Genomic DNA, 25731 nt, shown 5'->3' on the forward strand with positions numbered 1-25731 from the left:
TTTGGAGATCTCATGGCAACCGCAGTCAACCTCTGGCCGCTCATAGGCGTGGCCGTCATCATCGTGGGCTTTGTCCTGCGCTTCAATCCGATGCTGATCGTGGCCGCCGCCGCGATCATCACCGGACTGGCGGCGCATTTTCCGCTCGATCGCATCTTCGCCACGATCGGCACCGGCTTTCTCAAGACGCGCAACATTCCGCTGATCATTCTGCTGCCGCTCGCGGTGATCGGCCTGCTGGAGCGCCACGGCCTGCGCGAGCGCGCGCAGATCTGGATTTCCGGCATCAAGGCGGCAACGGCCGGGCGCCTTCTGATCGTGTATCTGCTGGTGCGCGAACTGACGGCGGCGGTCGGCCTGACCGGCCTCGGCGGCCATCCGCAGATGGTCCGGCCGCTCCTCGCGCCGATGGCCGAAGGCGCGACCGAAGCGCACTACGGCAAGCTCTCCGACAAGATCCGCTTCAAGCTGCGCGCGTACTCGGCGGCCACCGACAACGTCGGTCTCTTCTTCGGCGAGGACATCTTCGTCGCGTTCGGCGCGATCGTGCTGATGGTCACGTTCCTCAAGGAGGCCGGAATCGTCGTGGAGCCGCTGCACGTGGCGATGTGGGGCATTCCGACCGCAATCTGCGCGTTTTTCATCCATGGCTTCCGGCTGTGGCTGCTCGACCGGCAACTGGCGCGCGAACTCGGCGCGCTGACGAAGAACGTCGTAGGGGAAAAGGCATGACGCTCACCATCAACTATCTGTTCTACCTGGTCGGCATCGTGCTGGTGGTGGTCGGCGGGATGATCCTCACCGACAAGTCGCACCCGCGCCGCCTCACCGCCGGCACGTTCTGGCTCGTCTATGCGCTGGTGTTCCTGATCGGCGACCTGTTGCCGCCGCCGGTGGTCGGCGTGCTGGTCGTCGCGATGGCGCTGATCGCCGGGCTCGGCGGCGTGACAGGCGCGAAGCCGAAAATGCTTTCCGAGGAAACGCGCCGCCAGAGCGCCGTTCGCCTCGGCAACAAGCTCTTCATCCCCGCGCTGACGATTCCGGTCGTCACCGTGATCATCACGCTCTCCGCGAGCCACCTCGTGTTCGGCGGCAGGCCGCTTGTCGAACTGAAGAACGTCACGCTGATCGGCTTTGGCATCGGCTGCGTGATCGCGCTCGCGATCGCCTGCGTGATGACGCGCGACACCGTCGGCCAGTCGATGAAGGAAACCCGGCGCCTGATCGACGCGCTCTCGTGGGCCGCCGTCCTGCCGCAGATGCTCGGCATGCTCGGCCTGGTGTTTTCCGACGCGGGCGTCGGCAAGGCAGTCGCTCACGTCACGACGGCCTATGTGAACCTCGACTACCGGCTGGTCGCGGTGGCCGTGTACTGCGTCGGCATGGCGCTCTTCACGATGGTGATGGGCAACGGGTTCGCGGCGTTTCCGGTGATGACGGGCGGTGTCGGCGTGCCGATCCTGGTTGGCGTGTTCCACGGCAATCCGGCGACGATGGTCGCGATCGGCATGTTCTCCGGCTACTGCGGCACGCTGATGACGCCGATGGCCGCGAACTTCAACATGGTGCCCGCGGCGCTGCTGGAGCTGCCTGACAAGAATGCGGTGATCAAGGTGCAGATTCCCACGGCGCTCACGCTGCTGGTGGTGAATATCTTCTTGTTGAACTGGATGATGTTCTTGTAAGAGGCACGGTTCGCCCCGTGAGGGGCGAACCGATGATTCCTCCTGTCTCGCTAGAAGCGTTCGAAGAATCCGTGCTTTTTTCCCACTCGTTCAACCTTCGCATTTGCATTGATATAAATATCCACACGACTGAAGGGCGGAATTAGATCGACGCCATCACGACTGGAATATGGCAAGCTAAGGATCATGGAGAAATCTCTATTTTGAAAAAAATCCGTGTAAATCCTCTTAACTTGACCCGGCTTGATCTCTTCTTTTTTCGTATGGTTATCTTCGTTGAAGAAATATACGACCGGTCCTCGCGCGTCGGCAGCATAGTGCAATACGACTATTGGACGGCAAAATAGCCAGAAAATGATCCAGAGGAACCACGCTGCACAAAGCATCACGAACATGCGACGCGCAACCTTGCGCATGTTCATCGCAAGCACTTGTGCAACTCCTTCGCATGATCGCGGCCCCTCCCCCACGGGACAGGTACGGCAGAGATGCTCCTCAGCAATGAATCAGTAGTCAGCGCACTGGGGTTCGCCTTGGCGAACAAGTCGATCCCGAGTTGAATCGAAATATGGTCGGGAATGTCGTCGGCGCTGGCAGGCCATGGCCCGTTTTCCATATGACGTTGCATGATCGGCCATTCGAAATTCTTGATGCGTCGAAACTGTCGCTTCCAATCTGCGCCACGCCCGCCCCGTAGATCAGCTCGTTGCTGCCGAACCCGATTGCAGTTCCAACGTAGCCATAGTGGATGTTCGACCAGACGTCAAAATAGTAGTCATGCTGCCCATATTTGTGCCAACCGAAATTGAACAGCTTCTTGCCGCCCTGGTCTTCAAGCATTTTTCGTATCTGTGGTTTGTGATCCCATTTGCGATTCGGCCCTACCCGCTCTGCCCATAGCGCGTAGGCGGCTGATTTCTTCCCTGCGGCGATACTTCCAAAATTGGGCGGCCTGCCAAATTTGGCATACCACGGCAATGCATTCCATTCCCGCGCTTGTTCTTCCGAATCGTAACTATTCGCTTCCGTGATTTTCCGTCCAACTTCTGTAAAAGGATTTTGTCTCATCTCACGGACGATGAAATCAGCAATCTTTACAGCCACATTCGCGTCGGCGCAAACCATGACTTCTTTCGGCTTGGTATCGCTAACGGGCGTGGTGAACATTTCCGCAACCCAACGCATCGGCTTGCCGTTCTTCCCTATAACTGCGCTCATTCGATCAGCTCCACATGCATCGCTATGCGCTCGACGCTTTGCGTTTGCAAAAGCACCAGCGTATGTCCATACGCATCACTCTCATCGCGTTCAATCTTTCCGATTTCACAAATGCGACGCCTCGGACAGATTGACGCGCAACAAAAGCCTCGCAGGGTTACCGTCCAAATTGTGCACATCCATACGAATTGTCCTAGACGGATAGAGTGACGCCAACCAAAGGCCCCGCCAAAGGAGGGCCGCAAAGTTGCAAGCGGTATGCCGCTCGAATCACCCCGGCACTACCACGAACCCGTGCCGCCGCAGCAGTTCAAGCACCCCGCGCCGCCCGCCGAGATGCAGCGCGCCGATCGCGACGAACACCGGCTTGTTCGGCACCGCGAGCTGCAGCATCCGGGTGACGAAGCGGCGGTTGCGGTCATACACCACGCGGTTGTCCACGGAAGCCGCCAACGCCTTCGAGCGCGCGAGCTTGTCCGTTTTCGCGTCGTCCCACGCCTTGAGCGCATCGGCGTCGCCGATACGCCAGAGCCGATGCAATTCCTTCACGTCGGCGACATTCTCCGCAGGCGTCTGTACGAGGTCCTGCGCAAGCATCTCGCGCTGCTGCGCCGACGAAAGCCGCGTGAACGTCGCGATCTGCTCGTTGAGCGTCTCCAGCCCGACGATCTTCCCGTTCGCCCGCAGGTACACGTTCTGCAACTGCGCCTCGGAGCCGTACTCGCTCTGGAATCCGGCCTTGAGCGTGTCGTACGTTTCGACCAGCATCGACGCGAGCCACGGCCGCGTCCGCCTGATTTCCTTCAGCGCAGCGGGGTTCGTGCGCAGACGGGCTTCGAGCTTCTTCCACATCGAATCGGGCAGATAGTCGAGCAGGCACTCGCTGCGGCATACGCCGTAGCGGGTCACGTCTTCCTGCGAGTACAGGAGATCGTCGGGAGAGATTTCGAGCGCCAGCGTGGGCGATGCGTCGAGCGCCGCGAGAATCGGCTTGCGAAACGGCTGCTCGGGCGGATAGTCGCCCGGATAGCCGACATGGAGCGTGCCGAGCAGATAGAGCGTCGTCTGACCCTTGGTCGCGACGTAAAACGGCATGCGCGGCGGCTGCGCGCGCACCGGGCCGCTCGCCGTGGTGCCTTCGGAGCGGTCGGTGCGCGCGGCCGGCGGCGGATGCCCAGGCGAAGGGGCACGGGGCTGCACCCCGACGGGCGGCGCGCCGCCAACGGCAAAGGCGGCCGGCGCGAACTGCGCGCAGGCCATCGCCATCACCGCTGCCACTGCGCCATATGCGAAGCGGCGCGTGATGCAGCGCGCCGCCCGCGCATCAGGCATCGGCTTCCCCCACCTCCTCGGCACGGTGGCACGAGACGTGCCGCCCATCCACGATACGCAGGAGCGGTTCTTCCTTGCGGCACCGCTCGATCGCGTACGGGCAGCGCTGATGGAACGTGCAGCCCGGCGGCGGATTGAGCGGCGACGGCATCTCGCCTTCGAGCCTGATCTTGATGCGGCGGTCTTCCTCGAAGAGCGCGGGCGTCGCGGACATCAGCGCGCGCGTGTACGGATGGCGCGGCTTCGAGAAGATCGTCTTCTTGTCGCCGAGTTCGGCGACGCCGCCGAAGTACATGACCATCACGTCGTCGGCGATGTGCTCCACCACCGACAGGTTGTGCGAGATGAACACGTAGCTCGTGCCGAATTCCGCCTGCAGATCCATGAAGAGATTCAGGATCTGCGCCTGGATGGAGACGTCGAGCGCGGACACCGGCTCGTCGGCGACGACGATCTGCGGATCGAGGATCATCGCCCGCGCGATCGCCACGCGCTGACGCTGCCCGCCCGAGAACATGTGCGGATAGCGCGACGCATGCTCCGGCCGCAGGCCGACCGTGCGCATCATGCGCGCGATGCGCTCCGCGCGCTCGTGCGCCGAGAGCTTCGTGTTGATCGCGAGCGGCTCGCCGAGCGTCTGCTCGACCGTCTTGCGCGGATTGAGCGACGCGAACGGGTTCTGGAACACCATCTGCACGCGCTGGCGCAACTCGGCGATCCGCGCCTTGCTCGCGCCCGCCACGTCCACGCCGTCGATGAGCAGGCGCCCCGAGGTGGGCGCCTCGATCATCGTGAGCTGGCGCGCGAGCGTCGACTTGCCGCAGCCCGACTCGCCGACCACCGCGAGCGTCTTGCCTCGCTCGAGTGAAAACGACACCCCGTTGAGCGCCTTCACCGTGCCTTGCGTGAACATGCTGCGTTTCACGCTGTAGTGTTTGGCGAGCTGATCGGCGGCGAGCACGACGTCGCCGGTGATTGTCTGAGGGACCGCGTTCATCGCGCGCCTCCTTGTGTTTCGAGCATCTGCATGTTGAGCGGCTTGATGCAGCGCGCGCGCACGGCCGGATCGACCGGATCGAGCTGGAAGAGGTCCGGACGGTCTTTCCAGCACTCGTCGATCGCGTACTTGCAGCGCGGCGCGAAGAGGCAGCCGCTCGGGCGGTCGTCGCGGCCCGGCACCATGCCCGGCAGCGCGGCCAGCCGCTCCGCCCCGCGGCTGTGCTCGGGGATGGCGGCGAGCAGCGCCTCGGTGTACGGGTGATGCGGCTCGCTGAAGATGGTCGGCACGTGATTCGTCTCGATGATCTCGCCCGCGTACATCACGGCCACCCGCTGCGCCACTTCCGACACCACCGCGAGATCGTGCGAAATCAGCACGAGCGCCATGCCGCGCTCCTTCTGCAAGGCGACGAGCAGTTCCATGATCTGCGCCTGGATCGTGACGTCGAGCGCGGTGGTCGGCTCGTCGGCGATCAGGAGCTTCGGGTTGCACGCCACCGCCATCGCGATCATCACGCGCTGGTTCATCCCGCCCGACATCTGGTGCGGAAACGCGCCGATGCGGTTCTTCGCATCGGGAATGCCGACCTGATCGAGCAGTTCCAGCGCGCGGCGGTTGAGCGCGTCGCCGCGCAGGCCCTCATGCAGCTTCAGCACTTCCTTGATCTGGTAGCCGACCGTGTAGCTCGGATTGAGGCTCGAGAGCGCGTCCTGGAACACCATCGCGATGTCCTTGCCGATGATCCTGCGACGCTCGCGCGCGGACGCCTTCAGCAGGTTCTTGCCGTCGAAGGTGATTTCGTCGGCGGTGACGATGCCGGGCGCGTCGATCAGCCCCATCAGCGCCATCATCGTGACACTCTTGCCCGAACCCGATTCGCCGACCACGCCGACCACTTCGCCCGGCTGCACCGAGAGATCGATCCGGTCGACGGCCTGAAGCCCGCCGAAATTGACCTCGAGATTGCGGATAGTCAATAGATCGCTCATGTCAGGCCATCCGTTTCAGTTTGGGATCGAGCGCGTCGCGCAGCCCGTCGCCGAGGAGGTTGATGACGAGCACCGAAACCAGGATCGAGAGGCCCGGCATCGTGACGATCCACCATGCGCTTTCGATATAGTCACGCGCCGAGGCGAGCATCGCGCCCCACTCCGCGGCCGGCGGCTGAACGCCGAGGCCGAGAAAGCCGAGCGCGGCGGCATCGAGGATCGCGGAGGAGAAACCGAGCGTCGCCTGCACGATCAGCGGCGCGGCGCAGTTGGGCAGCACCTGCGAGAACATCAGCCGCACGGTGCCCGCGCCCGCCACGCGCGATGCGGTCACGTACTCCTTCTGCAACTCGCCGAGCGCCGACGCGCGCGTGAGCCGCACGTAGCCCGGCAGCGCGACGATCGCAATGGCGAGCATCGTGTTGACGAGCCCCGGCCCGATGATCGCGACGACCGCCACCGCCAGCAGCAGCGACGGCAGCGCGAGCAGCACGTCCATCACGCGCATGATCGGCGTGTCGAGCCAGTGGAAGAATGCAGCGCACAGGCCGAGCACGACGCCCGGAATCAGCGCGAGCACGACCGAGACGAAGCCGATCCAGAACGACAGCCGCGCGCCGTACATGAGGCGCGAGAGAATGTCGCGGCCCGCTTCGTCCGTGCCGAGCAGGAACTGCCGGTTGCCGCCTTCGAGCCACGCGGGCGGGATTTTCACGAAGTCGCGGTATTGCTCGATCGGGCTGTGCGGCGAAATCAGCGGCGCGAATATCGCGACCAGGATCAGCAGAATCACGATTGCGCCGGAAACCACGGCGCCGCGGTTGCGCGAGAAGTTCGCCCAGAACTCGCGGCCCGCGACGAGGCGTCCGCTCGGAGGCGGCGTGACGGCTTGCGGGGGAAGATTGTTTTGAATGTCGGCCATCATGCCTCCCGCCGGGCCGCCTCGAGGGCGGCATGCGCCCCCTTGGGGGGCAGCGAACGAATGTGAGCGTGGGGATACATGTGTTACCTCGTATGGCGAATGCGCGGATTCAACACGCCGTAGAGCAAATCGACGACCAGATTCACGAGAATCACGAGTGTCGCGATCATGAGGATGCCGCCTTGCACGACCGGATAGTCGCGCCGGGAGATCGCGTCGATCAGCCATTTGCCGACGCCCGGCCAGGAGAACAGCGTCTCGGTCAGCACCGCGCCCGCGAGCAGCGTCCCGACCTGCAGTCCGATCACGGTCACCACCGGAATCAGTGCATTGCGCAGCGCGTGCACGACCACCACGCGCCCCGGCGCGAGACCCTTCGCGCGCGCCGTGCGGATGTAGTCCTCGCGCAGCACTTCGAGCATCGACGAGCGCGTCATGCGCGCCACCACCGCCAGCGGAATCGTGCCGAGCACGATGGTCGGCAGGATCAGGTGGCTCACGGCCGACTTGAATGCGCCTTCATCGCTCGAAAAGAGCGCGTCCCACAGCATGAAGCCGGTGACGTGCAGAATGTCGTATTCCACCGCGATGCGGCCCGAAACCGGGGTCCAGCCGAGCTTCGCCGAGAAGAACATGATGAGAATCAGGCCCCACCAGAAGATCGGCATCGAGTAGCCGGTGAGCGCGGTGCCCATCACGCCGTGATCGACTACCGTGCCGCGCTTTAACGCCGCCGCGACGCCGGCGGGCAGGCCGACCACGAGCGCGAAGATCATCGCGCAGATCGAAAGCTCGACGGTCGCGGGAAAGCGCGCCATGAACTCGCCCATCACGCTCGTGTTCGTGATGATCGACATGCCGAGGTCGCCCTTCAAGGCATGGCCGACGTAGTGGAGATATTGAAGCGGCAGCGGCTGGTCGAGGCCGAGGCGCTTCATCGCTTCGGCGTGTGCCGCCGGGTCCACGCCGCGCTCGCCCATCATCACTTCGATGGGGTCGCCCGGGATCAGGTGGATGAGTGCGAACGCGAGAACCGTGATGCCGATGAACGTCGGGATCACCATTCCTATGCGCCGCAAAACGAATCGGAACATGGTCGTCTCTTGGGGGAGGGAAAACGCGACCGGCGACGCGGGCTTGTGACCCTTGTCGCCGGACCTTTTCGACTAGTTATGAGTTAGCGCAAAAAGCGTACCGCTTTCAAGCTTACTGCATGCCGACGCCGTCGAAGCGCAGATAGCCGAGCGGCTCGATCTTGATGTCGATCACTTTCTTGCTGGCGGGCTGGTAGACCGTCGAGTGAGCGATCGGCGAGAACGGCAGCTGCTGCGCGAAGATCTGCTGCGCCTGCGTGTAGGCCTTCGTGCGCTGGGCGATGTCGTTGGTCACGCGGCCCTTGCTCACCTGTTCCTCGAACGGCTTGTAGCAGAACTTCGAGAAGTTGCTGCCCTTCACGGCGTCGCAGCCGAGCAGCGTGCCGAGCCAGTTGTCGGGGTCGCCGTTGTCGCCGGTCCAGCCGATCAGCATCGCGTCGTGCTCGCCGGCGTGGGCGCGCTTCAGGTACTCACCCCATTCATACGACACGATCGTCGCCTTCACGCCGATCTTCGCCCAGTCGGCCTGAATCATCTCGGCCATCAGGCGCGCATTCGGGTTGTACGGGCGCTGCACCGGCATCGCCCACAGCGTCAGTTCGAAGCCGTTCGGGAAGCCCGCCTTCGTGAGCAGTTCCTTGGCCTTCGCGGTGTCGTAGGGATTGCCCTTCAGCGACTTGTCATACGACCACTGCGTCGGCGGCATCGGAGCGACGGCAGCCTGGCCCGCGCCCTGATAGACCGATTCGATGATCGCCTTCTTGTTGATCGCCATGTCGAGCGCGCGGCGCACGTCGACGTTGTCGAGGTTCTTCTTCGTCACGTTATACGCGACGTAGCCTTCGTTGAAGCCCGCCTGCGACGGCGTGTCGATGTTCGGCGAAGCCTTCAGCGTGGCGATGTCGCCCGGGCGCGGATAACTCATCACCTGGCACTCGTTGTTCTTCAGCTTCTGCACGCGCACGGCTGCATCGGGCGTGATCGAGAAGATCAGCTTCGAGAGCTTCACGTCGTTCGGCTTCCAGTAGTCGGGGTTGCCGTCGAAGCGGATCGTCGCGTCCTTCGTGTAGCTGCGGAAAATGAACGGACCCGTGCCGACCGGGAACTGGTTGATGTCCGCGGCCTTGTTGTCCTTCAGCAGCTTGTCGCCGTATTCGGCCGACAGGATCGACGCGTACTCCATCGCCAGATTCTGGATGAACGGTGCATTCACTTCCTTCAGCGTGAACTTGACCGTATACGGATCGACCTTTTCGATCTTCGTGATCAGCTTGTCGAGGCCCATGTCCGTGAAGTACGGAAACGCGACCGGATACGCCTTGCGAAACGGCTGGTTCGGATCGAGCATGCGGTTGAACGTGAACAGCACGTCGTCCGCGTTGAACTCGCGCGTCGGCTTGAAGAACGACGTGGTCTGGAATTTCACGCCGTGGCGCAGATGGAACGTGTACGTCAGGCCGTCGGCCGAGACGTCCCACTTTTCCGCGAGGCCCGGCTCGACTTTCGTGCCGCCGCGCTCGAACTCGACGAGCCGGTTATACACGGTGAACGTGTTCGCGGTGAAATCGACGCCGGTGGTGTACTGGGCGGGATCGAAGCCCGACGGGCTGCCTTCCGAGCAATAGACCAGCGTCTTGTTGGGAATAGCGGCATTCGCGGCATTCGCGGCAAATAGCGATGCCGTGACGACGGCGCCCGCGAGCATCGAGATGCGTGCAGCTCGCAACAGGCCATTTTTTTTCATGTTTCCTCCAGGTTCGATGCCGGCCTTGGCCGGCGTAGCGCGATATTACTGAGCTTTGCCGGCCCGAACAAGGCAACGGACGGGCATGATGCAGGCCCGCTCCCGCCAGTCCCGGCGCGACGTTGGCGCGACTTGAACGTGTCGCGGTGAACAGCTGTTTGGCTCCGGTTTTTCCGCGCGTGCGGCATTTCAGCGCGCATCCTGCGGGGACGCTTTCTGTTGGACATGCGGGACGCCGCGGCGGCGCATCGGCAAGCGGGAAAACGAGCTAGACGGCGAATTCGGGCGCTACCCTAGCATGAACAAATTCCGCGTGCGCAGGCGATTTTTCGCAGTCTTTTCGCGGCATTTTGCATTTCAATACGGTTTTGTTATCGACGATGTTCAGGGGTGATAGGTCGGATGGCGAAATACCCGCCCGCGATGCGTCGCGGTACGCGCATCGAAACTGAAACGAAGCGGGCAATTGCAGCGGAAAGGAAAACGCGGAGGGAAGCGTGCAGAAAAGCCGCGGACCCGCGCGGCGAGCGCCGCGCGGGTAAGGAGACGATGCGTCAGGCGTTGTCCAGCCCGAGCCGCTCGCAGATGGACTTCGTCGCAGCCCCGCCGTTGAGCGTGTAGAAATGCAGCCCGGGCGCGCCCTCGTCGATCAGGCGCCGGCACAAATCCGTCACGACATCCAGCCCGAAATTGCGGATCGCTTCGCGGTCGTCGCCGAAGCTCTCCAGCCGGCGCGCGATCCACTTCGGCACTTCCGCGCCGCACATCTCGGAAAAGCGCATCAGTTGCGTAAAGTTCGTGATCGGCATGATGCCCGGCACGATCGGCACCTCGACGCCCAGCTTGCGCGCGTCGGCGACGAACCGGAAATACGCGTCGCCGTTGTAGAAGTACTGCGTGATCGCGGAATTCGCGCCCGCCTGCACCTTGCGCACGAAATTTTCGAGATCGGCGCGCGGCGAACGCGATTGCGGGTGATATTCAGGATACGCGGCCACTTCGATATTGAACCAGTCGCCGTGTTCCGCGCGAATGAAGCTCACCAGCTCCGACGCATAGCGCAGTTCGCCCACTTCGCCCATGCCCGAGGGCAGGTCGCCGCGCAGCGCGACGATATGGCGGATGCCGTGCGCGCGGTAAGCCCCGAGAATCGCGCGCAGGCTTTCCTTCGACGACCCGATGCACGACAGATGCGGCGCGGCCTCGAATCCTTCCTCCGCCATTTCGAGGACGGTATCGAGCGTGCCTTGCTGCGTCGAGCCGCCCGCGCCGAACGTCACGGAGACGAACTTCGGCTTGAGCGGCGCGAGTTGCGCGCGCGTGGCGCGCAATTTTTCGACTCCATCCTGCGTTTTCGGCGGGAAGAACTCGAATGAGAGTTCGATCGGTTTCATGATGATGAAATGAAAGGGCGGCGCGAACGCGTCAGCCCAGATTGCGCTGGCCGAAGACCAGCGCCGACAGCAGCCACGACACGATGCTGTACAGGATCGAGCCAAAGAACGCCGACCAGAACCCCGACACTTCGAAACCCTTCAGCAGCGACGAGCACAGCCAGAAGCACAGCGCGTTCACGACCAGGATGAAGAGCCCGAGCGTGACGATCGTCACCGGCAGCGTGAGCAGGATGAGGATCGGGCGCAGCACCGTATTGATGAGGCCGAGCACCACCGCGATGATGAGCGCGGTGCCGAAACTGCGAATGTGAATCGACGGTACGAGATAGGTGATGATCAGGAGCGCAAGCGCGTTGATCAGCCAGGTCAGCAGCACGGTCATCAATGGTTCTCCGTTTTGCGCGTTGAAGGCTCGGTACCGGCCCGGGCAAGGCGCTGCCGCGCCCGCGCCGTGCCGGTGCTGCTGGGTTTTTGCCAGGCGCTACCGCTCGTTCAATAGCGATAGTGGTTCGGCTTGAACGGACCGTTCTTGCCCACGCCGATGTAGCCCGCCTGCTCGTCCGAGAGCACGGTCAGGTCCGCGCCGATGCGGCCAAGATGCAGGCGCGCGACCTTCTCGTCCAGGTGCTTCGGCAGCACGTACACCTTGTGCTCGTACTCGCCGCCGCGCGTGAACAGTTCGATCTGCGCGAGCGTCTGGTTCGTGAACGAGTTCGACATCACGAACGACGGGTGGCCCGTCGCGCAGCCGAGGTTCACGAGGCGCCCTTCGGCCAGCAGGATGATGCGCTTGCCGTCCGGGAAAATGATGTGGTCGACCTGCGGCTTGATGTTGTCCCACGTGTACTGGCGCGTCGAGGCGACGTCGATTTCCGAGTCGAAGTGGCCGATGTTGCAGACGATCGCGTTGTTGCGCATCGTCTTCATGTGGTCATGGTTGATCACATGGTAGTTGCCGGTTGCCGTCACGAAGATGTCGGCCTTGTCGGCGGCGTATTCCATCGTCACGACGCGGTAGCCTTCCATCGCCGCCTGCAGCGCGCAGATCGGATCGATTTCCGTGACCCACACGGTGGCGCCCAGGCCGCGCAGCGACTGCGCGCAGCCCTTGCCCACGTCGCCGTAACCCGCGACGACCGCGATCTTGCCCGCGATCATCACGTCGGTGGCACGCTTGATGCCGTCCACGAGCGACTCGCGGCAGCCGTACAGGTTGTCGAACTTCGACTTCGTGACCGAATCGTTCACGTTGATCGCCGGGAACGGCAGGCGCCCTTCCTTTTCCATCTGGTACAGGCGATGCACGCCGGTCGTGGTTTCTTCCGTCACGCCCTGAATGTGCGCGAGGCGCGTGGAGTACCACGTCGGGTCGGCGTCGAGGTGGCTTGCGATCGACTTGTACAGCGCGACTTCCTCTTCGTTGGCCGGCTTCGCGATCACCGAGCGGTCCTTTTCGGCCTTCGCGCCCAGGATCAGCAGCAGCGTGGCGTCGCCGCCGTCGTCGAGGATCATGTTCGCGAATTCGCCGTTCGGCCATTCGAAGATGCGGTGCGAGAATTCCCAGTATTCGTCGAGCGACTCGCCCTTGAACGCGAACACCGGCGTGCCGCCGTCGGCGATGGCGGCGGCGGCGTGATCCTGCGTCGAAAAGATGTTGCACGATGCCCAGCGCACGTCGGCGCCGAGCGCCTTCAGCGTTTCGATCAGCACGCCGGTCTGGATGGTCATGTGCAGCGAGCCGGCGACGCGTGCGCCCTTGAGCGGCTGCTGCGCCTTGTATTCCTCGCGCGTCTGCATGAGGCCGGGCATTTCGGTTTCGGCGATATTGAGTTCCTTGCGGCCCCAGGCGGCAAGCGACATATCGGCGACGACGTAATCCTTGGAATTTTTGGAATCGAGAACTGCGGCGTTCATCACGCCCTCCTTTCTAAGAAATATAGAAATGTTGACGTGAGCGCCGTTCGATGCGGCGGATCAATGAACGCTCATCGCGTTTTCGAACCGTCCGGATTGAATGCTCCGAGCCTGGCGGCCTGGTGAAAGCCGTCGCAACGCTCCTCGGAAGCGAGTGCCGATTGTATCAAAAATGACTCGCGCGATACGGCCGCCGCAGGGGTTTTGAGGTTTTTATGTGCGCTCGGCGCGGTTGCGCTTTCGTCATGCCTGGGACTTTTTTCCGTTGCGGCGATTCGCGGACGGACGCCCGGCGCCGGCCGCCGTGTCAGCCGGTCAGAAGGGCAGGAACGAAAGCGCCGGGGCGAGCAGCACCATGACTACCCCGGCGATCATCATCGTCAGGCTGGCGACGACGCCCTCTTCGCTCCCCAGTTCCCGCGCCCGGGCAGTGCCCACGCCGTGCGCCGCCGCGCCGAAGAGCGCGCCACGCGCGAGCCGCGTGCGCAGCGGCACGAGCGCCAGCACGATTTCGCCGAAAAGCATGCCGCAGACGCCCGTCGCGATGACGAACAGCGCGGTGAGGTCCTTCGGCGCATGGATCTTGTCGGAGACGGCGAGCGCAAAGGGCGTGGAGACCGAGCGGGTCGCGAGGCTGCGCTGCAGGTCCGGCGAGAGATGCAGCAGTTTCGCGAGCGCCAGCGACCCGCCGACCGCCACCAGAATGCCCACCGTCACGCCCACCGACAGCGAAATCCAGTGGCGTCTCAGCAGGTGCCGATATTCGTAGATCGGCACGGCGAACGCCACCGTCGCGGGGCCGAGGAGCCACATCAGCCAGCGCGTGTCGGCGAAATAGACCGGATACGGAATCTGCGCGAGCACGACGAAAAGCGCCAGCACGGCCGGAACCGCGACGAGCGGCGTGAGCCACAGGCTCCTGAATCGCGCGTAGAGGCGCTTCGACGCGAAATACAGCGCCACCGTCAGCACGAAGCAGCCCGCCGCGATGAGACGCGCGGCGTCATCGGCGAGCAGGGAGTCGTAGAAATGGGCCATCGCGCGGGGCCCGTTCAGGCGCGCGCCGCGACGCGGGCGACGATCGCGCGGCGCAGCGCCAGCCGGCGCTCGAGGCGCGCGGCCTGTTCGACCGCGAACGCCACGGCCACCATCACCATCAGCGTGCCGCCGACCACGACGAGCGCGAGCCGCCAGCCGTCTTCCATCAGGAGGCCGCCGTATTGCACGGCCGCGACCGCCGCCGGAATGAAGAACAGCAGCATGTCGCCGAGCAGCCAGTCGGCGCCTGCCTTGACCCAGCGCGGCGCGATGCCGCCGCAAAAGAGCAGCGCGAGCAGCGCCAGCAAGCCGACGACGCCACCCGGTACCGGCAGCGCGAACCTGCGCGCGACGAAATCCGCAGCCAGAAAGATCGCGGCGAGCGCCGAACTCTGAAGCGCGATCCGCATGAATCGGCCGAGCGCGGCGCGCGAGCGGAGGGTCGTCGAATTGGCGGTGGAATCTGGCATGGGAGGACCTCGGAAATGCATTAGGGTTAACCTGTAGGCCGAGTATAGAGTCCCCGTAAACATAATAAAAATGACTTAAACTTATCCGTTACATTCCATTTTGGAATTCTGGAGCGGCCATGGAATTGCGTGCGCTGAGATATTTCATCGAGGTCGTGAGACAGAAGAGCTTCACCGTCGCCGCGGAGCAGATGTTCGTCACGCAGCCGACGATCAGCAAAATGGTGAAGGCGCTCGAAGACGAAATCGGCTCCCCGCTGCTGTTGCGCGAAGGCCGCCAGATGGTGCTCACGGATGCCGGCCAGATCGTCTATCAGCGCGGGCTCGACGTGCTGGCCGCGCACGCGCGGCTCGAAGCCGAACTGAACGACCTCGGCACGTTCGGGCGCGGCACGCTGACCATCGGCATTCCGCCGATGGGCGGTTCGCTGTTCACGCCGGCCATCGCCGCGTTCCGGCAACGCTATCCGAAAGTCGAGCTGAAGCTGTTCGAACGCGGATCGAAGGCGATCGAGGCGGCGCTCCTCGACGGCGAACTCGAACTGGGCGGCGTGCTCCAGCCCGTCGATCTCGCCACCTTCGACGTGCTACCCGTCAGCCGCCAGCTTCTCTGGCTCGTCGCGCAAAAGGGTTCGCGCTGGGACTCGATGGCCGAAGTGCCGCTCGCCGGGCTCGCCGAAGAGCCGTTCGTCTTCTACGGCGAAAGCCTCGCGCTCAGCGACGTCGTGCTGAACGCGTGCCGCGAGGCCGGTTTTGCGCCGCAGATCGTCGGGCGCAGCGGGCACTGGGATTTCATGGCGGCGCTGGTACAGGCGGGCGTCGGCATCGCGCTGCTGCCCGCGCCGTACTGCCGGCGGCTCGACGCCAGCGCATTCACCTGCCGGCCGGTCGTCGCCCCCGAGATTCACTGGGACATGGCGGTAGGGTGGCGACGCAACGGCTATCTGTCGCATGCGGCGCGCGCGTGGCTCGACGTCGCGCGGGAGACGCTGCCCGCCAATCTCGGGCAGGATTTTCTCGCGGCGGAAGGCTTTCCCGCGCGACGCCGCGACGGTGAACCGTAATGCGTGCGCACGCGCGGAAACGAAAAAAACCGCCGCGCTTGCGCGCGACGGCGTGTCATTCACGGCGGGGCGATGCAGGAAACGCACGCACCGCCATGACGCCGAACGTTACTGCTGTTCCTTGAACTCGATGCGGCGGTTCGCAAAGCGGCCGCTCGCGGTCGAGTTGTCGGCGACCGGATTTGCATCGCCGAAACCTTGTGCCGTCAGCGCGTCGGCGGGAACGCCGTGCTTGACGAGGTATGCGCGGACCGCTTCGGCACGCTTCTTCGACAGCGTCAGGTTCGACGCCGCCTTGCCGACATTGTCCGAATAGCCACCGATCTCGAGCTTCACGGCCTTGCCGTTCGTCGCGCAGGTCTTCAGCAGGTCGGCCGATTTCGCGAGCGCCAGTTGCGCGTCCTGCGGCGGCACGTCCGAGCCTGTCGTGAAGTTGATCACCTGCAGGTTCAGCACCTTGGCGACATCGGCGGCGGCGCAGTCGTCCGGCTTGAGCGCGCTGAACGCGTTCATGAACGAATCCTTCGCGTTCGCGACAGCCTGCTTCACGTCGAACGTGCCGATCGTGAAACCCGCGCCGAACAGCGACTTCAGCTTGTCGAGCCAGCCGAGCTTCGCATCCGCGGCCGTGCCGCTCAGCTCGATCTTCTCACCGGCGAGCTTCACTTCCGCGCCCGGCAACTGCATGAGCGGCAGCAGGCCGTCGAGCTTGTCGAGCCAGCTGGCGGGCTTCGTCTCCGGGTCGACCGTGATGTTCGCGTTGAATTTGCCTTCGCCGAACTTCGCGGTGAGCGCGTCGAGCAGCGTCTTCTTCTCCGTTTCGCTGCCGAGCGTCGCGTTGAGCGTCGGCACGCCGGCCTTGTCGACCGAGAACGTCAGCAGCGCGTCCTTCGTCGGCACCGGTGCGGGCGCGGGCTCCGAAGCCGCCATCGCAGCGGCGGGCGCGGCCATCGATGCCTCCGATGCCGCTGCGGCGACCGGCTCCGAGACCGGCTTCTTCTCCCCGACGCAGCCGCGCCCGAGCAGGATCGCGAGGAGCGCGAGGGCCGCGGCCAGCGCGAGCCACCACCATTTCTTGCCGCGTGCCTTCTCCGCGACCAAGACTTTGTCGCGCGACTCGTGCACCGCCGACACGCGCGCGCCGTGCGCCTGCGGATGGTCCAGATGCGACGAGACCGCCTTCATCTGCGCGCCCACGCCGGCAAGGAAACTGCCCGCGCCGCCCAGACCGAGCGCGCCCGCGATCGGGTCGGTCATGCCGGGCTTGATGAACGGCAACTGATGGCCGAGCAGCGTCGGCAGCTGGCCGACACTGCCGTTGTGCTGCATGAAGTAGTTCTTGAGAACGCCGAACAGCGTCGCGCCGACGACACCCGTCAGTGCATGCGTCGCGCTCGCGGCCACGCCAGTATGCTCGGCGACCTTGCCGCTCATCGCTTCGATGCGCTCGGTGGGCGCGATCAGGCCGGCAATGCGCGAGCCCATGCCGAGCAGCTTTTGCAGGCCGTCGCCCTGCACCATCTGCGGCAACTGTTCGACGATGTGCGCGTTCGTGTCCGGGGACATGATGGCCGAGAACAGACCCCGCGCACCTTCCGGCGACGCGGCCTTGTTCATCAGCGAACCGAGCAGCGCCGGCGCCACCATGCCGATGACGCGCTTCGCAGCCTCCGGCGCGACGCCGAAGCGCGTGGCGAGCTGCTGCAACACGCTTTCGGTCAAAGCGCCCTGTACCAACTGAATAACGTTAATGCTCATTTCTCTGCTTTCCTCGAATGCGTAATTGCACAGCAGCCCAATCCGGGCGGCGCCGATTATAGATTCGGCCCCGGGAAAGTCAGGGTTTCTAACCATAAAATCGGATTAACCTCAAACCTGGTCGTTTTCGGAAACGGCTGGCATGAATGTCTGGCGCGAGCCAGCGCCCATGCGCGTTTGCCAAAGAGAGCGTCCTAAGTGTCGCGAGTCTCCGTAATCGATTTCGCTCAAGCCGCCGCGATGGAAAGAAGTATTCCTCTACACGCAGCGTGAAAGCGCGTCCTATCATTTCCTAATTCGAGACGGCATTTTTTGCGTGTCCGCGCGCTGCCGCCGATCGCCGGTATCGCTCAATTCAGGCAAGAACCAGACGGCTGCACGAAGCCGCGCTTACTGGAGCCCGCAATGAACGCGCTTTCGCACCCCCATTACGGTCAGACGCACGAGGTCACGAATCAGGCGCCGCCGCTCGCCGATTACAACGCGCTGACGACCGACCCCGCGCTCATCGCCGCGCTCGAACGGGAAGGCGCGGGGTGGCATCTCGAAGCGCTTTCGCGCGACGGCCTCGCACTTACGCAGCCCGGCGTGCTCGCGCTCGCGGAACTCGCCAACCGCCACACGCCCGAGCTGAATACGCACAGTCCGCGCGGCGAGCGCATCGATGCGATCGAATTTCATCCGGCCTGGCACACGCTCGTTTCGCTGCTGCGGCGCGAGGGGCTGCACTCACTGCCGTTCGAAGCACCGCGGCCCGGCGCGATGGCCGCGCGCTGCGCCGGCTATTTCCTGCACGGCCAGCTCGAATCCGGCTCGCTGTGTCCGCTCACGATGACGTTCGCGAGCATTCCGGTCCTGCAGAACGAACCGGTGCTCTACGCGGCGCTGCGCGAGCCGCTGCTCTCGCGCGAGCACGATGCGCGCGACATCCCGCTTGGCGCGGGCAAGCGCTCGATGTTGATCGGCATGGGCATGACCGAGAAACAGGGCGGCTCGGATGTGCGCAGCAACCAGACCCGCGCGCACGCGACGGGCACGCCCGGGCGCAGCGGCGAATACCAGCTGATCGGGCACAAGTGGTTCTTTTCGGCGCCGCAATGCGACGCGCATCTGGTGCTTGCGCGCGCGGGCGAAGGCGAGGCGCTCTCGTGCTTCTACGTCCCGCGATTTTCGCCTGACGGCAGCAAGAACGCCGTGCAGGTGCAGCGCCTGAAGGACAAACTCGGCAACCGGTCGAATGCGAGCAGCGAGGTGGAGTTTCTCGACGCGTACGGCGTGATGATTGGCGAGGAAGGGCGCGGCGTGCCGACGATCATCGAGATGGCGAACTACACGCGGCTCGACTGCGTGATCGGCAGCGCCTCGCTGATGCGCGCCGCGATCGTGCAGGCGATTCATCATGCGCGGCATCGCAGCGTGTTCGGCGCCAAGCTCGTCGAGCAGCCGCTGATGCGCAACGTGCTGGCGGATCTCGCGCTGGAGTCGGAGGCGGCGACCGTGCTTTTCATGCGGCTCGCGGGCGCGTTCGAGAGGAGCGCGACGGCAGACGGCGCGCCGGAGGAGCGCGCGTGGCGCCGGATCGTCACGCCTGCCGCGAAGTTCTGGGTGTGCAAGCGCGCGCTCGAGTTCACCGGCGAGGCGATGGAGGTCTGGGGCGGCAATGGTTATGTCGAAACGGGGCCGATGGCGCGGTTCTATCGAGAGGCGCCGGTCAATTCGATCTGGGAGGGTTCGGGCAACGTGATGTGTCTCGACGTGCTGCGCGCGTTCGAGCGCGAGAGCGATGCCGCGCATGCGCTTCTGGCGTCGTGGGAGCCGGTGGCGCGCGAGCGTCCGGTGCTTGCCCGGGCGTTGTCGGAGCTCGCTGGCGCGCTGCGCGCGGAGCCGGCGACGCGCGCAGCGTCGGCGCGGCGCATTGCGCAGCAACTGGTGCTGACGGCGCAGGCGGTATTGCTTGCGCAGCATGGCGGCGCGGAGGTGGCGGACGCGTTCATCGAGACGCGGCTGGGCGATGCGCGCGGCGAAGCGGGGCGGGTGTATGGCACGCTGCCGGCGCGCTTCGACCATGCGGGGTTGATCGAGCGGGCGTTTGGGGGGTGAGGGGCCGGGATGAACGCTCCGGCAAGCGCCCCGCCGAGCCGCCTGGGGCGGGCGCTCGGGAGATGAGGGGTTGCGGGATGAGCGTTCGCGGGATGAGCGGTTGCGGGATGGGCGGTCTCGGGATGAGCGGTCGCGGGATGAGCGCATCGGCAAGCGCGCCGCGACGCCCGCAATGAGGGGCTGCGAGAACGAAGGGCGTGAAAATACGAAAACCGGGGACGGAGCCGAAGGTGGAGAGGCCCGTGGGCAGGAGCGCGGGGGAACGGGCGTCTGACTGCCTTTTGTCGGTCGTGGCGTGAGATGGGGCGGTGGCTCTGCGTATCCTTGCGTCGGAGCGCGGGGGCGGATGGAGACTCTCTTGTCAGTGAGCCGTGGTGTGCGATGAGACGGCGGGTCCGCGTATTCCTTGTCGGGGTGCGAGGGACCGACCGATTGGCCGTGACTGGCAGCAGTGGTGTGAAATTCGGTTGTGGCTGAGCGACCCTTGCGTCGGAGCGCGGAGCGCGAGGACGGAAGGATGACTGCCTTACCACTCAGTTTGAAGGTGCGATGACGCGTTGGGTCCGCGTACCTATCCCCGTAACGAACAGAGGTGACCACTCCTGCGGCCGGGCCACTCCGAAGGCTCGAACGTGGTCACGTCCTGATACCGCTGACCCCATAGCTGCTTTCTTTGGTTACTTTCTTTGCAGCAGCAAAGAAAGTGACTGCCGCCCCGCACAGGGGCGAGCCAATAGACCGATAAGAAATCAAGTTTCACAGAAGCCGAGGCGCATCAGACGGTTCAACAAACCCCAACCCCAAGCACCAGCGGCGCGCCTGCGGCAAAAAAAGCCCGAGCAACGAAAAAACAGACCCCCTGAAAAAAGCGCACGCGGAAAAGACTAGTGCATGGCCGCCGCCACCCGCCCCATCTCCCCGATGCCACTTTCGAAGACCCTTTGAAAGAAAGGAATGAGATTCGGCACCATCAACTGAAGCAGCAGCAAACCCACGAGCATCGTGACCGGAAACCCCACCTGGAATATCCCGATCTGCGGCGCCGCGCGATTGAGAATGCCGAGTGCAAGATTCGAGATGAGGAGCGCCGCCACCACGGGCAGCGAAAGCAGCAACCCCGTCGAAAACACACTGCCGCCATAGGCTGCCAGCGTGCGCCACCCCTGCGCATTGGCCGCCGCCCCCAGCACGTTCGCATCGACCGGCACGCTTTGAAACGTCGTGACGAGCGCGGCGATCATCTGCAGATGGCCGTCGAGGACGAGAAACGCCAGCGTCGCGATCGCGTTCAGATAGCGCGACACGACCACCGCATTGCCCCCCGCACGCGGATCGTAGAGCATCGCGAAACCGAGCCCCATCTGCTGCCCGATGAACTCCCCGGCGGCATCGATCGCGGCAAACGCAACCTGCATCGTCAGCCCGAGGGCCGCGCCGATCAGAAACTGGTTGACGATGATCCACACGCCGTCGGCGGAGAACACCGTGGCCTGCGGCATCGCGCCGAGCGTCGGTGCCACGATCAGCGTGAGAAACCCGGCGAGCCCGATCTTCACGCGCATCGGCACCGCCATGTGGCTGATGACGGGCGCGGTCGCAATCAGCGCGAGGATGCGCACGAACGGCCACAGGAACGACGTGAGCCAGACGTTCAGCTGCGCGTAGGTGACGGAGAACATCGGCGCGCGAGCCCGTCAGCCGGTGATGGCGGGCGTGATCGTGAATACGTGGCGCATGTAGTCGAGCAGCGTCGAAAGCATCCACGGCCCGGCGATCACGAGTGTCACCGCCACGGCGATCAGCTTCGGAATGAACGAGAGCGTCGCCTCGTTGATCTGCGTCGCAGCCTGGAAAAGACTCACCACCAGCCCGACGACGAGCGCGACGAGCAAAAGCGGTGCGGCAAGCAGCAGCGCGACATACATCGCCTGATGCGCCATCGACATGACGGATTCGGGTGTCATCGTGTGCCCCTGACTATGAAACGAAGCTCTGTGCCAGCGAGCCGATCAGCAACTGCCAGCCGTCGACGAGCACGAACAGCATCAGCTTGAAAGGCAGCGCGATCGTTGCGGGCGAGACCATCATCATCCCCATCGACATCAGCACGCTCGCCACCACCATGTCGATGATGAGAAACGGAATGAAGATCGTGAAGCCGATCTGGAACCCGGTCTTCAGCTCGCTCGTGACGAACGACGGCACGAGCAGCGACAGCGGCACGTCTTCCGGGCCGTTCATCGGCGGCGCCTTGGAGATCTTCGCGAAGAGCGCGAGGTCGGTCTCGCGCGTCTGGCGCAGCATGAACTGCTTGAACGGCGCGACGCCGCGCTGCATCGCCTGGTCCATCGTGATCGTGCCTTCGGAGAAGGGCTTGTACGCGTCGTTGTAGGCGCGATCGAGCACCGGCGACATCACGAAGAACGACAGGAAGAGCGCGAGCCCGACCAGCACCTGATTGGGCGGCGTGCTCGCCGTGCCGAGCGCCTGCCGCAGGAGCGACAGCACGATGATGATGCGCGTGAAGCTCGTCATCATCAGCACCATCGCGGGCAGGAACGACAGCATCGTGAGCAGCAGCATCGTCTGGACGCTGAGCGAATACGTCGTGCCGCCGTTGGGGCCTGGGCTGGTGTTGAAGGCGGGGAGACCCGCCGTGCTTTGCGCGAATGCCGCGTAGGGAAGGGCCGCGATCGCGACCGGCAGCGCGAGCTTCACCCCGCGCACGACAAAACGACTGACCTGCATTTACTTGCTCCCGCCCGCGAACTTTTGAAGACGCTTGTTCGCTTCACCGGCGAGGGCATCGCGAAACCGTTGACCGAAGGTGCCTTGCAACGTTTGCGTGGACGCAGGACCTTCGACACCCGCGACGCCTGCTTCGGCCGACCCCGCAGGCATCGTGTGAAGAAGGCGCACATTGCCGGGACCGGCTCCGACGACGAGCCACGTATCGCCGATCTCGATCACCGCTACGCGCTCCTTGTTGCCGAGCGAGGCGCCACCGACCACCTTCACGAGCCCCGTGCGCCTGCCGCCCTGGATGCCAAACTTGCGGGCGAGCCATGCGCAGCCGAACACGAAGCCGATCACGATGACGAGCCCGAAGAGCGTTTGCAGCACCGCGCCGAAGCCGAGCGACGGCACGGCCGTCCCCGCGCCCACGCCCGACGCGATCTGCGCGGCGTGGTTCACGGCGTTCATGTCGGCGGCGTGCGCGATGCAGGGCAGGAAGACCGGCGCGGCGGCGAGCGCGGCGATGAAGCGTTTCATCGATTCAGCTTCCGGATGCGCTCGGACGGCGTGATGATGTCGGTCAGGCGAATGCCGAACTTGTCGTTCACGACCACCACTTCGCCCTGCGCGATCAGGCAGCCGTTCACGAGCACGTCCATCGGTTCGCCGGCGAGGCCGTCCAGCTCGACGACAGAGCCCTGCGCCAGTTGCAGCAGGTTGCGGATCGCGATCTTGGTGCGCCCGAGCTCCACCGTCATCTGCACGGGGATGTCGAGGATCATGTCGATGTCGTTGCGCGTGGAGGGCGCAGCGGCCTTCGAGAGCGGCTGGAACACACCCGCCGTCGCCGCCGCGGGCGCGTCGTTGCCGTTCTGCTCGGCGAGCGCGCTCGCCCAGTCGTCCATGCCGAGATCGTCGTTCTTAAGCGGGTCGCCGACGCCCATCGCGCCGGGCAACGTGCCTTCCTGCATCAGGTCACTCATATCCACCTTCCTTCATCATGTCGGTTGCGCTGATCATCTTCTGCACGCGCAGCGCGTATTGACCATTGAAAATTCCGTAGCCGCATTCCATCACCGGCACGCCGTCCACCTTGGCCACGACATGCTCGGGCACGGTGATCGGCAGCACGTCGCCGGCGCGCATGTTCAGCAACTGCTCGAACGACGAGCGGATCTCCGCGAGATCGACGGTCAGCTCCACCTCCGCCGCCTGCACCTGCTGCGACAGCACGCGCACCCAGCGGCGGTCCACTTCGAGCGCCTCGCCCTGGATCGGCGAGGAGAGCACGTCGCGGATCGGCTCGATCATCGAGTACGGCATGCAGATGTGGAGCGTGCCGCCCGTCGAGCCGAACTCGATCGAAAACTGCGTGACGATCACGATCTCGTTGGGCGTCGCGACGTTCGCGAACTGCGTGTGCATCTCGGAGCGCACGTGTTCCAGCTGCAGCGGACGCACGCTTTTCCACGACGCCGTGTAGTGCTCGAACACGAGGTTGAGCAGCTTGCTGATGATGCGCTGCTCGGTCTGCGTGAATTCGCGTCCTTCGACGCGCGTATGAAAGCGCCCGTCGCCGCCGAACAGGTTGTCGACGACGAAGAACACGAGGTTCGGGTCGAAGACGAAGAGCGACGTGCCGCGCAGCGGCTTCACGTGCACGAGGTTCAGGTTGGTCGGGATTGGCAGGTTGCGCGTGAATTCGCTGTATTTCTGCACCTTCACCGGCCCGACGGAGATTTCCGCCGAACGCCGCATGAAGTTGAAGATGCCCACGCGCATGAGGCGCGCGAAGCGGTCGTTGATGATTTCGAGGCCGGGCATCCGGCCGCGGACGATGCGTTCCTGCGTCGCGATGTTGTACGGGCGTACGCCGACCGGCTTGGTATCGTCGGAAACCTGGTCGACTTCGCCGGTGACGCCCTTGAGGAGGGCATCGACCTCCTCCTGCGACATGAACTCTTCGTGGCCCATTGCTGTTCCCTTTCCTGTTCCTTTTGCTGTGCGCTGCGCCGCTCGTTTGCGTGATCTGCCTTTGCCGGTCCGCTCGCGCTTACTGAACGACGAACTCGGTGAACAGCACTTCATCGACGCGCACCGGCTGGTCCTTGGTGCTCGCCGTCATTTCGACGGCCGTGCGCAGCTCGCTGGCGAGCGCGCGCTTGCCGTCGAGCGTGGAGAGTTCCTCGGGGTGCTTGTTCGAGAGCAGGAGCAGTACGCGGCTGCGGACTTCCGGCATGTGTTCGTTGAGCATCGCCTGGGTTTTCTCGTCGCGCAGCTTGAGCGTGAGGCCGACGCGCAGATAGTGCATCGAGCTTTCGTCGGATTGCAGGTTGACCGTCAGCGATTCGAGCGGGAAGAACACGGGCGGGGGCACCGGAAGCGGCTTCGCCGGGCCGTGCGCGCCGGTCTTGCCGAGCACGAAGTACGCGCCGCCAGCGCCCGCGCCCAGCAGGACGATCGCGCCGATCGCGATGAGGAGGATGCGCTTGAGCTTCGCGCTCTTCGCGGGGACGATGGGTTGCTGGTTTGCCGTGGTGGTTGCCATGAATGAGTGCCTCTTTCTGTAGCCTGCATTGTTGGCGAAAGAAGCGCCACCCGATGGCCCGAACAGAAGGGAAATTTGGGGCTAACTCGTTCTTTTGGGGGCGCTGGCGCTTGGTCTGGACTGGGTGGGGCGGGTTTGGCAGGCGGGCCGCTGGCGCTCGGGGTTGGGGTTGAGGTTGAGGTTTGTTAAACCGTTTGATGCGCTTCGGCTTCTATGAAACTTGTTTTGATATTGGTCTATTAGGTTCGCCCCTGTGCGGGGCGGCAGTCGCTTTCTTTCGCTGGCGCTTGGGGTTGGGGTGTCTTGAACCGTTTGATGCGCTTCGGCTTCTATGAAACTTGTTTTGATATTGGTTTATTAGCTTCGCCCCTGTGCGGGGCGGCAGTCACTTTCTTTGCTGCTGCAAAGAAAGTAACCAAAGAAAGCAGCTATGGGGTTAGCGGTATTAGGACGTGACCACGTTCGAGTCATTCGGAGTGGCCCGACCGTGGGAGTGTCCACCTCTGTTCGTCGAGCGGATAGGTACGTGGACCCACAGCCCCACCGCACCACCAGACGGATTGGTAAGGCAGTCATCCCTCCGTCCTCGCTGCGCTCGCACGCAAGGTGCGCCATAACCAATCGCTTCGTTCCTTGTCATGCGTACCCAAGCGCTTTGCTGTGACGCGAAGTTCGCCGGACCGCCATCTTTACCCTTCGTCGGGCACGTAGTGCCGAGACGG

Annotated in this window: 25 protein-coding genes and 1 riboswitch; of the genes, 4 read left to right on the forward strand and 21 right to left on the reverse strand. The window is 64.1% G+C overall.

Annotation, left to right across the window (positions count from 1 at the left end; translation table 11 throughout):
- Positions 1 to 12 precede the first annotated feature (12 nt).
- Positions 13 to 732 carry a DUF969 domain-containing protein gene (locus BG61_RS21090; RefSeq protein ID WP_035924961.1) on the forward strand — a complete coding sequence of 240 codons (720 nt, stop codon included), beginning with the start codon at positions 13 to 15 and terminating at the stop codon, positions 730 to 732.
- Positions 729 to 1685, forward strand: coding sequence for a DUF979 domain-containing protein (locus BG61_RS21095; protein WP_035924964.1), 957 nt, complete (start codon positions 729 to 731; stop codon positions 1683 to 1685). Before BG61_RS21090 ends, BG61_RS21095 begins: the two co-directional genes overlap by 4 nt.
- Positions 1686 to 1735: 50 nt before the next feature.
- Here BG61_RS21095 and BG61_RS21100 read toward each other — a convergent pair whose 3' ends face one another.
- The 13 genes from BG61_RS21100 to BG61_RS21160 form a co-directional block, all read right to left on the reverse strand.
- Positions 1736 to 2107, reverse strand: coding sequence for a hypothetical protein (locus tag BG61_RS21100; RefSeq protein WP_063741074.1), 372 nt, complete (start codon positions 2105 to 2107; stop codon positions 1736 to 1738).
- Positions 2108 to 2198: 91 nt separating this feature from the next.
- Entirely contained in the window at positions 2199 to 2903 is a 705-nt protein-coding gene (locus tag BG61_RS40190; RefSeq protein WP_075584198.1) for a polymorphic toxin type 44 domain-containing protein, read from the reverse strand.
- A 270-nt stretch (positions 2904 to 3173) separates the two neighbouring features.
- Complete coding sequence (locus BG61_RS21110) at positions 3174 to 4283, reverse strand: TraB/GumN family protein (RefSeq protein WP_370817997.1); 1110 nt, start codon at positions 4281 to 4283, stop codon at positions 3174 to 3176.
- Entirely contained in the window at positions 4228 to 5232 is a 1005-nt protein-coding gene (locus BG61_RS21115; RefSeq protein ID WP_035924971.1) for a peptide ABC transporter ATP-binding protein, read from the reverse strand. Before BG61_RS21115 ends, BG61_RS21110 begins: the two co-directional genes overlap by 56 nt.
- Complete coding sequence (locus BG61_RS21120; RefSeq protein WP_035924973.1) at positions 5229 to 6224, reverse strand: ABC transporter ATP-binding protein; 996 nt, start codon at positions 6222 to 6224, stop codon at positions 5229 to 5231. Before BG61_RS21120 ends, BG61_RS21115 begins: the two co-directional genes overlap by 4 nt.
- A 1-nt stretch (position 6225) precedes the next feature.
- Entirely contained in the window at positions 6226 to 7146 is a 921-nt protein-coding gene (locus tag BG61_RS21125; RefSeq protein ID WP_035925041.1) for an ABC transporter permease subunit, read from the reverse strand.
- An 83-nt stretch (positions 7147 to 7229) separates the two neighbouring features.
- Positions 7230 to 8240, reverse strand: coding sequence for an ABC transporter permease subunit (locus BG61_RS21130; RefSeq protein ID WP_035924974.1), 1011 nt, complete (start codon positions 8238 to 8240; stop codon positions 7230 to 7232).
- A gap of 112 nt (positions 8241 to 8352) precedes the next feature.
- Entirely contained in the window at positions 8353 to 9984 is a 1632-nt protein-coding gene (locus tag BG61_RS21135) for an ABC transporter substrate-binding protein (protein WP_035924978.1), read from the reverse strand.
- A 554-nt stretch (positions 9985 to 10538) separates the two neighbouring features.
- On the reverse strand, positions 10539 to 11378 hold the full coding sequence (metF, locus tag BG61_RS21140; protein ID WP_035924980.1) for a methylenetetrahydrofolate reductase [NAD(P)H]: 840 nt from the start codon (positions 11376 to 11378) through the stop codon (positions 10539 to 10541).
- 31 nt (positions 11379 to 11409) lie between these two features.
- Positions 11410 to 11763 carry a phage holin family protein gene (locus BG61_RS21145; protein WP_035924984.1) on the reverse strand — a complete coding sequence of 118 codons (354 nt, stop codon included), beginning with the start codon at positions 11761 to 11763 and terminating at the stop codon, positions 11410 to 11412.
- 110 nt (positions 11764 to 11873) lie between these two features.
- Entirely contained in the window at positions 11874 to 13295 is a 1422-nt protein-coding gene (gene ahcY, locus BG61_RS21150; protein WP_035924986.1) for an adenosylhomocysteinase, read from the reverse strand.
- A gap of 31 nt (positions 13296 to 13326) precedes the next feature.
- A riboswitch (S-adenosyl-L-homocysteine riboswitch) is annotated at positions 13327 to 13447 on the reverse strand.
- 163 nt (positions 13448 to 13610) lie between these two features.
- Positions 13611 to 14333: an LrgB family protein gene (locus BG61_RS21155; RefSeq protein ID WP_035924989.1), complete on the reverse strand. Its 723-nt coding sequence runs from the start codon at positions 14331 to 14333 to the stop codon at positions 13611 to 13613.
- A gap of 14 nt (positions 14334 to 14347) precedes the next feature.
- Positions 14348 to 14803: a CidA/LrgA family protein gene (locus tag BG61_RS21160; protein WP_035924991.1), complete on the reverse strand. Its 456-nt coding sequence runs from the start codon at positions 14801 to 14803 to the stop codon at positions 14348 to 14350.
- Between the two features lie 119 nt (positions 14804 to 14922).
- Between BG61_RS21160 and BG61_RS21165 the strand changes: the two genes are divergently transcribed.
- The gene (locus tag BG61_RS21165) at positions 14923 to 15867 is read left to right on the forward strand and encodes a LysR family transcriptional regulator (RefSeq protein WP_035924994.1); all 945 of its coding nucleotides are present in this window, start codon (positions 14923 to 14925) and stop codon (positions 15865 to 15867) included.
- A 108-nt stretch (positions 15868 to 15975) separates the two neighbouring features.
- Here the strand turns inward: BG61_RS21165 and BG61_RS21170 are convergent, their stop codons facing one another.
- Positions 15976 to 17625 (reverse strand): OmpA family protein, encoded by a 1650-nt coding sequence (locus BG61_RS21170; protein WP_035924996.1) that lies wholly within the window; start codon positions 17623 to 17625, stop codon positions 15976 to 15978.
- Positions 17626 to 18030: 405 nt separating this feature from the next.
- On the opposite strand from BG61_RS21170, the gene BG61_RS21175 reads away from it, so the two are divergent.
- The gene (locus tag BG61_RS21175; RefSeq protein ID WP_035924998.1) at positions 18031 to 19725 is read left to right on the forward strand and encodes an isovaleryl-CoA dehydrogenase; all 1695 of its coding nucleotides are present in this window, start codon (positions 18031 to 18033) and stop codon (positions 19723 to 19725) included.
- A gap of 884 nt (positions 19726 to 20609) precedes the next feature.
- Here the strand turns inward: BG61_RS21175 and fliR are convergent.
- The 7 genes from fliR to fliL form a co-directional block, all read right to left on the reverse strand.
- Complete coding sequence (gene fliR, locus BG61_RS21180; RefSeq protein ID WP_035925001.1) at positions 20610 to 21404, reverse strand: flagellar biosynthetic protein FliR; 795 nt, start codon at positions 21402 to 21404, stop codon at positions 20610 to 20612.
- A gap of 15 nt (positions 21405 to 21419) precedes the next feature.
- On the reverse strand, positions 21420 to 21689 hold the full coding sequence (gene fliQ, locus BG61_RS21185; RefSeq protein WP_035925005.1) for a flagellar biosynthesis protein FliQ: 270 nt from the start codon (positions 21687 to 21689) through the stop codon (positions 21420 to 21422).
- A 13-nt stretch (positions 21690 to 21702) separates the two neighbouring features.
- A complete protein-coding gene (gene fliP / locus BG61_RS21190) occupies positions 21703 to 22473 on the reverse strand; it encodes a flagellar type III secretion system pore protein FliP (RefSeq protein ID WP_035925006.1) in 771 nt (256 codons plus the stop codon).
- Positions 22474 to 22998 carry a flagellar biosynthetic protein FliO gene (fliO, locus tag BG61_RS21195; RefSeq protein ID WP_035925009.1) on the reverse strand — a complete coding sequence of 175 codons (525 nt, stop codon included), beginning with the start codon at positions 22996 to 22998 and terminating at the stop codon, positions 22474 to 22476. It lies immediately after the preceding gene.
- A complete protein-coding gene (gene fliN / locus BG61_RS21200; protein ID WP_370818006.1) occupies positions 22995 to 23405 on the reverse strand; it encodes a flagellar motor switch protein FliN in 411 nt (136 codons plus the stop codon). Before fliN ends, fliO begins: the two co-directional genes overlap by 4 nt.
- A 31-nt stretch (positions 23406 to 23436) precedes the next feature.
- Positions 23437 to 24435 carry a flagellar motor switch protein FliM gene (gene fliM, locus BG61_RS21205; RefSeq protein ID WP_035925015.1) on the reverse strand — a complete coding sequence of 333 codons (999 nt, stop codon included), beginning with the start codon at positions 24433 to 24435 and terminating at the stop codon, positions 23437 to 23439.
- Positions 24436 to 24514: 79 nt separating this feature from the next.
- Complete coding sequence (fliL, locus tag BG61_RS21210) at positions 24515 to 25009, reverse strand: flagellar basal body-associated protein FliL (RefSeq protein WP_035925017.1); 495 nt, start codon at positions 25007 to 25009, stop codon at positions 24515 to 24517.
- Between the last annotated feature and the right edge of the window lie 722 nt (positions 25010 to 25731).

Origin of the sequence: Caballeronia glathei (genome assembly GCF_000698595.1) — a bacterium.
Classification (GTDB): domain Bacteria; phylum Pseudomonadota; class Gammaproteobacteria; order Burkholderiales; family Burkholderiaceae; genus Caballeronia; species Caballeronia glathei.

Excerpts from the sequence above, each read along its gene's own strand:
- BG61_RS21125 (WP_035925041.1), bottom strand. The coding sequence starts at position 7,146 with ATGGCCGACATTCAAAACAATCTTCCCCCGCAAGCCGTCACGCCGCCT.
- metF (WP_035924980.1), bottom strand. The coding sequence starts at position 11,378 with ATGAAACCGATCGAACTCTCATTCGAGTTCTTCCCGCCGAAAACGCAG.
- BG61_RS21145 (WP_035924984.1), bottom strand. The coding sequence starts at position 11,763 with ATGACCGTGCTGCTGACCTGGCTGATCAACGCGCTTGCGCTCCTGATC.
- fliM (WP_035925015.1), bottom strand. The coding sequence starts at position 24,435 with ATGGGCCACGAAGAGTTCATGTCGCAGGAGGAGGTCGATGCCCTCCTC.
- BG61_RS21115 (WP_035924971.1), bottom strand. The coding sequence starts at position 5,232 with ATGAACGCGGTCCCTCAGACAATCACCGGCGACGTCGTGCTCGCCGCC.
- BG61_RS21135 (WP_035924978.1), bottom strand. The coding sequence starts at position 9,984 with ATGAAAAAAAATGGCCTGTTGCGAGCTGCACGCATCTCGATGCTCGCG.
- BG61_RS21100 (WP_063741074.1), bottom strand. The coding sequence starts at position 2,107 with ATGAACATGCGCAAGGTTGCGCGTCGCATGTTCGTGATGCTTTGTGCA.
- fliR (WP_035925001.1), bottom strand. The coding sequence starts at position 21,404 with ATGTTCTCCGTCACCTACGCGCAGCTGAACGTCTGGCTCACGTCGTTC.
- fliO (WP_035925009.1), bottom strand. The coding sequence starts at position 22,998 with ATGAAACGCTTCATCGCCGCGCTCGCCGCCGCGCCGGTCTTCCTGCCC.
- fliP (WP_035925006.1), bottom strand. The coding sequence starts at position 22,473 with ATGCAGGTCAGTCGTTTTGTCGTGCGCGGGGTGAAGCTCGCGCTGCCG.
- ahcY (WP_035924986.1), bottom strand. The coding sequence starts at position 13,295 with ATGAACGCCGCAGTTCTCGATTCCAAAAATTCCAAGGATTACGTCGTC.
- BG61_RS21110 (WP_370817997.1), bottom strand. The coding sequence starts at position 4,283 with ATGGGCGGCACGTCTCGTGCCACCGTGCCGAGGAGGTGGGGGAAGCCG.
- fliN (WP_370818006.1), bottom strand. The coding sequence starts at position 23,405 with ATGGGCGTCGGCGACCCGCTTAAGAACGACGATCTCGGCATGGACGAC.
- BG61_RS21160 (WP_035924991.1), bottom strand. The coding sequence starts at position 14,803 with ATGCCAGATTCCACCGCCAATTCGACGACCCTCCGCTCGCGCGCCGCG.
- BG61_RS21175 (WP_035924998.1), top strand. The coding sequence starts at position 18,031 with ATGAACGCGCTTTCGCACCCCCATTACGGTCAGACGCACGAGGTCACG.
- BG61_RS21130 (WP_035924974.1), bottom strand. The coding sequence starts at position 8,240 with ATGTTCCGATTCGTTTTGCGGCGCATAGGAATGGTGATCCCGACGTTC.
- BG61_RS21170 (WP_035924996.1), bottom strand. The coding sequence starts at position 17,625 with ATGAGCATTAACGTTATTCAGTTGGTACAGGGCGCTTTGACCGAAAGC.
- BG61_RS21165 (WP_035924994.1), top strand. The coding sequence starts at position 14,923 with ATGGAATTGCGTGCGCTGAGATATTTCATCGAGGTCGTGAGACAGAAG.
- BG61_RS21090 (WP_035924961.1), top strand. The coding sequence starts at position 13 with ATGGCAACCGCAGTCAACCTCTGGCCGCTCATAGGCGTGGCCGTCATC.
- BG61_RS40190 (WP_075584198.1), bottom strand. The coding sequence starts at position 2,903 with ATGAGCGCAGTTATAGGGAAGAACGGCAAGCCGATGCGTTGGGTTGCG.
- BG61_RS21120 (WP_035924973.1), bottom strand. The coding sequence starts at position 6,224 with ATGAGCGATCTATTGACTATCCGCAATCTCGAGGTCAATTTCGGCGGG.
- BG61_RS21095 (WP_035924964.1), top strand. The coding sequence starts at position 729 with ATGACGCTCACCATCAACTATCTGTTCTACCTGGTCGGCATCGTGCTG.
- BG61_RS21155 (WP_035924989.1), bottom strand. The coding sequence starts at position 14,333 with ATGGCCCATTTCTACGACTCCCTGCTCGCCGATGACGCCGCGCGTCTC.
- fliQ (WP_035925005.1), bottom strand. The coding sequence starts at position 21,689 with ATGACACCCGAATCCGTCATGTCGATGGCGCATCAGGCGATGTATGTC.
- fliL (WP_035925017.1), bottom strand. The coding sequence starts at position 25,009 with ATGGCAACCACCACGGCAAACCAGCAACCCATCGTCCCCGCGAAGAGC.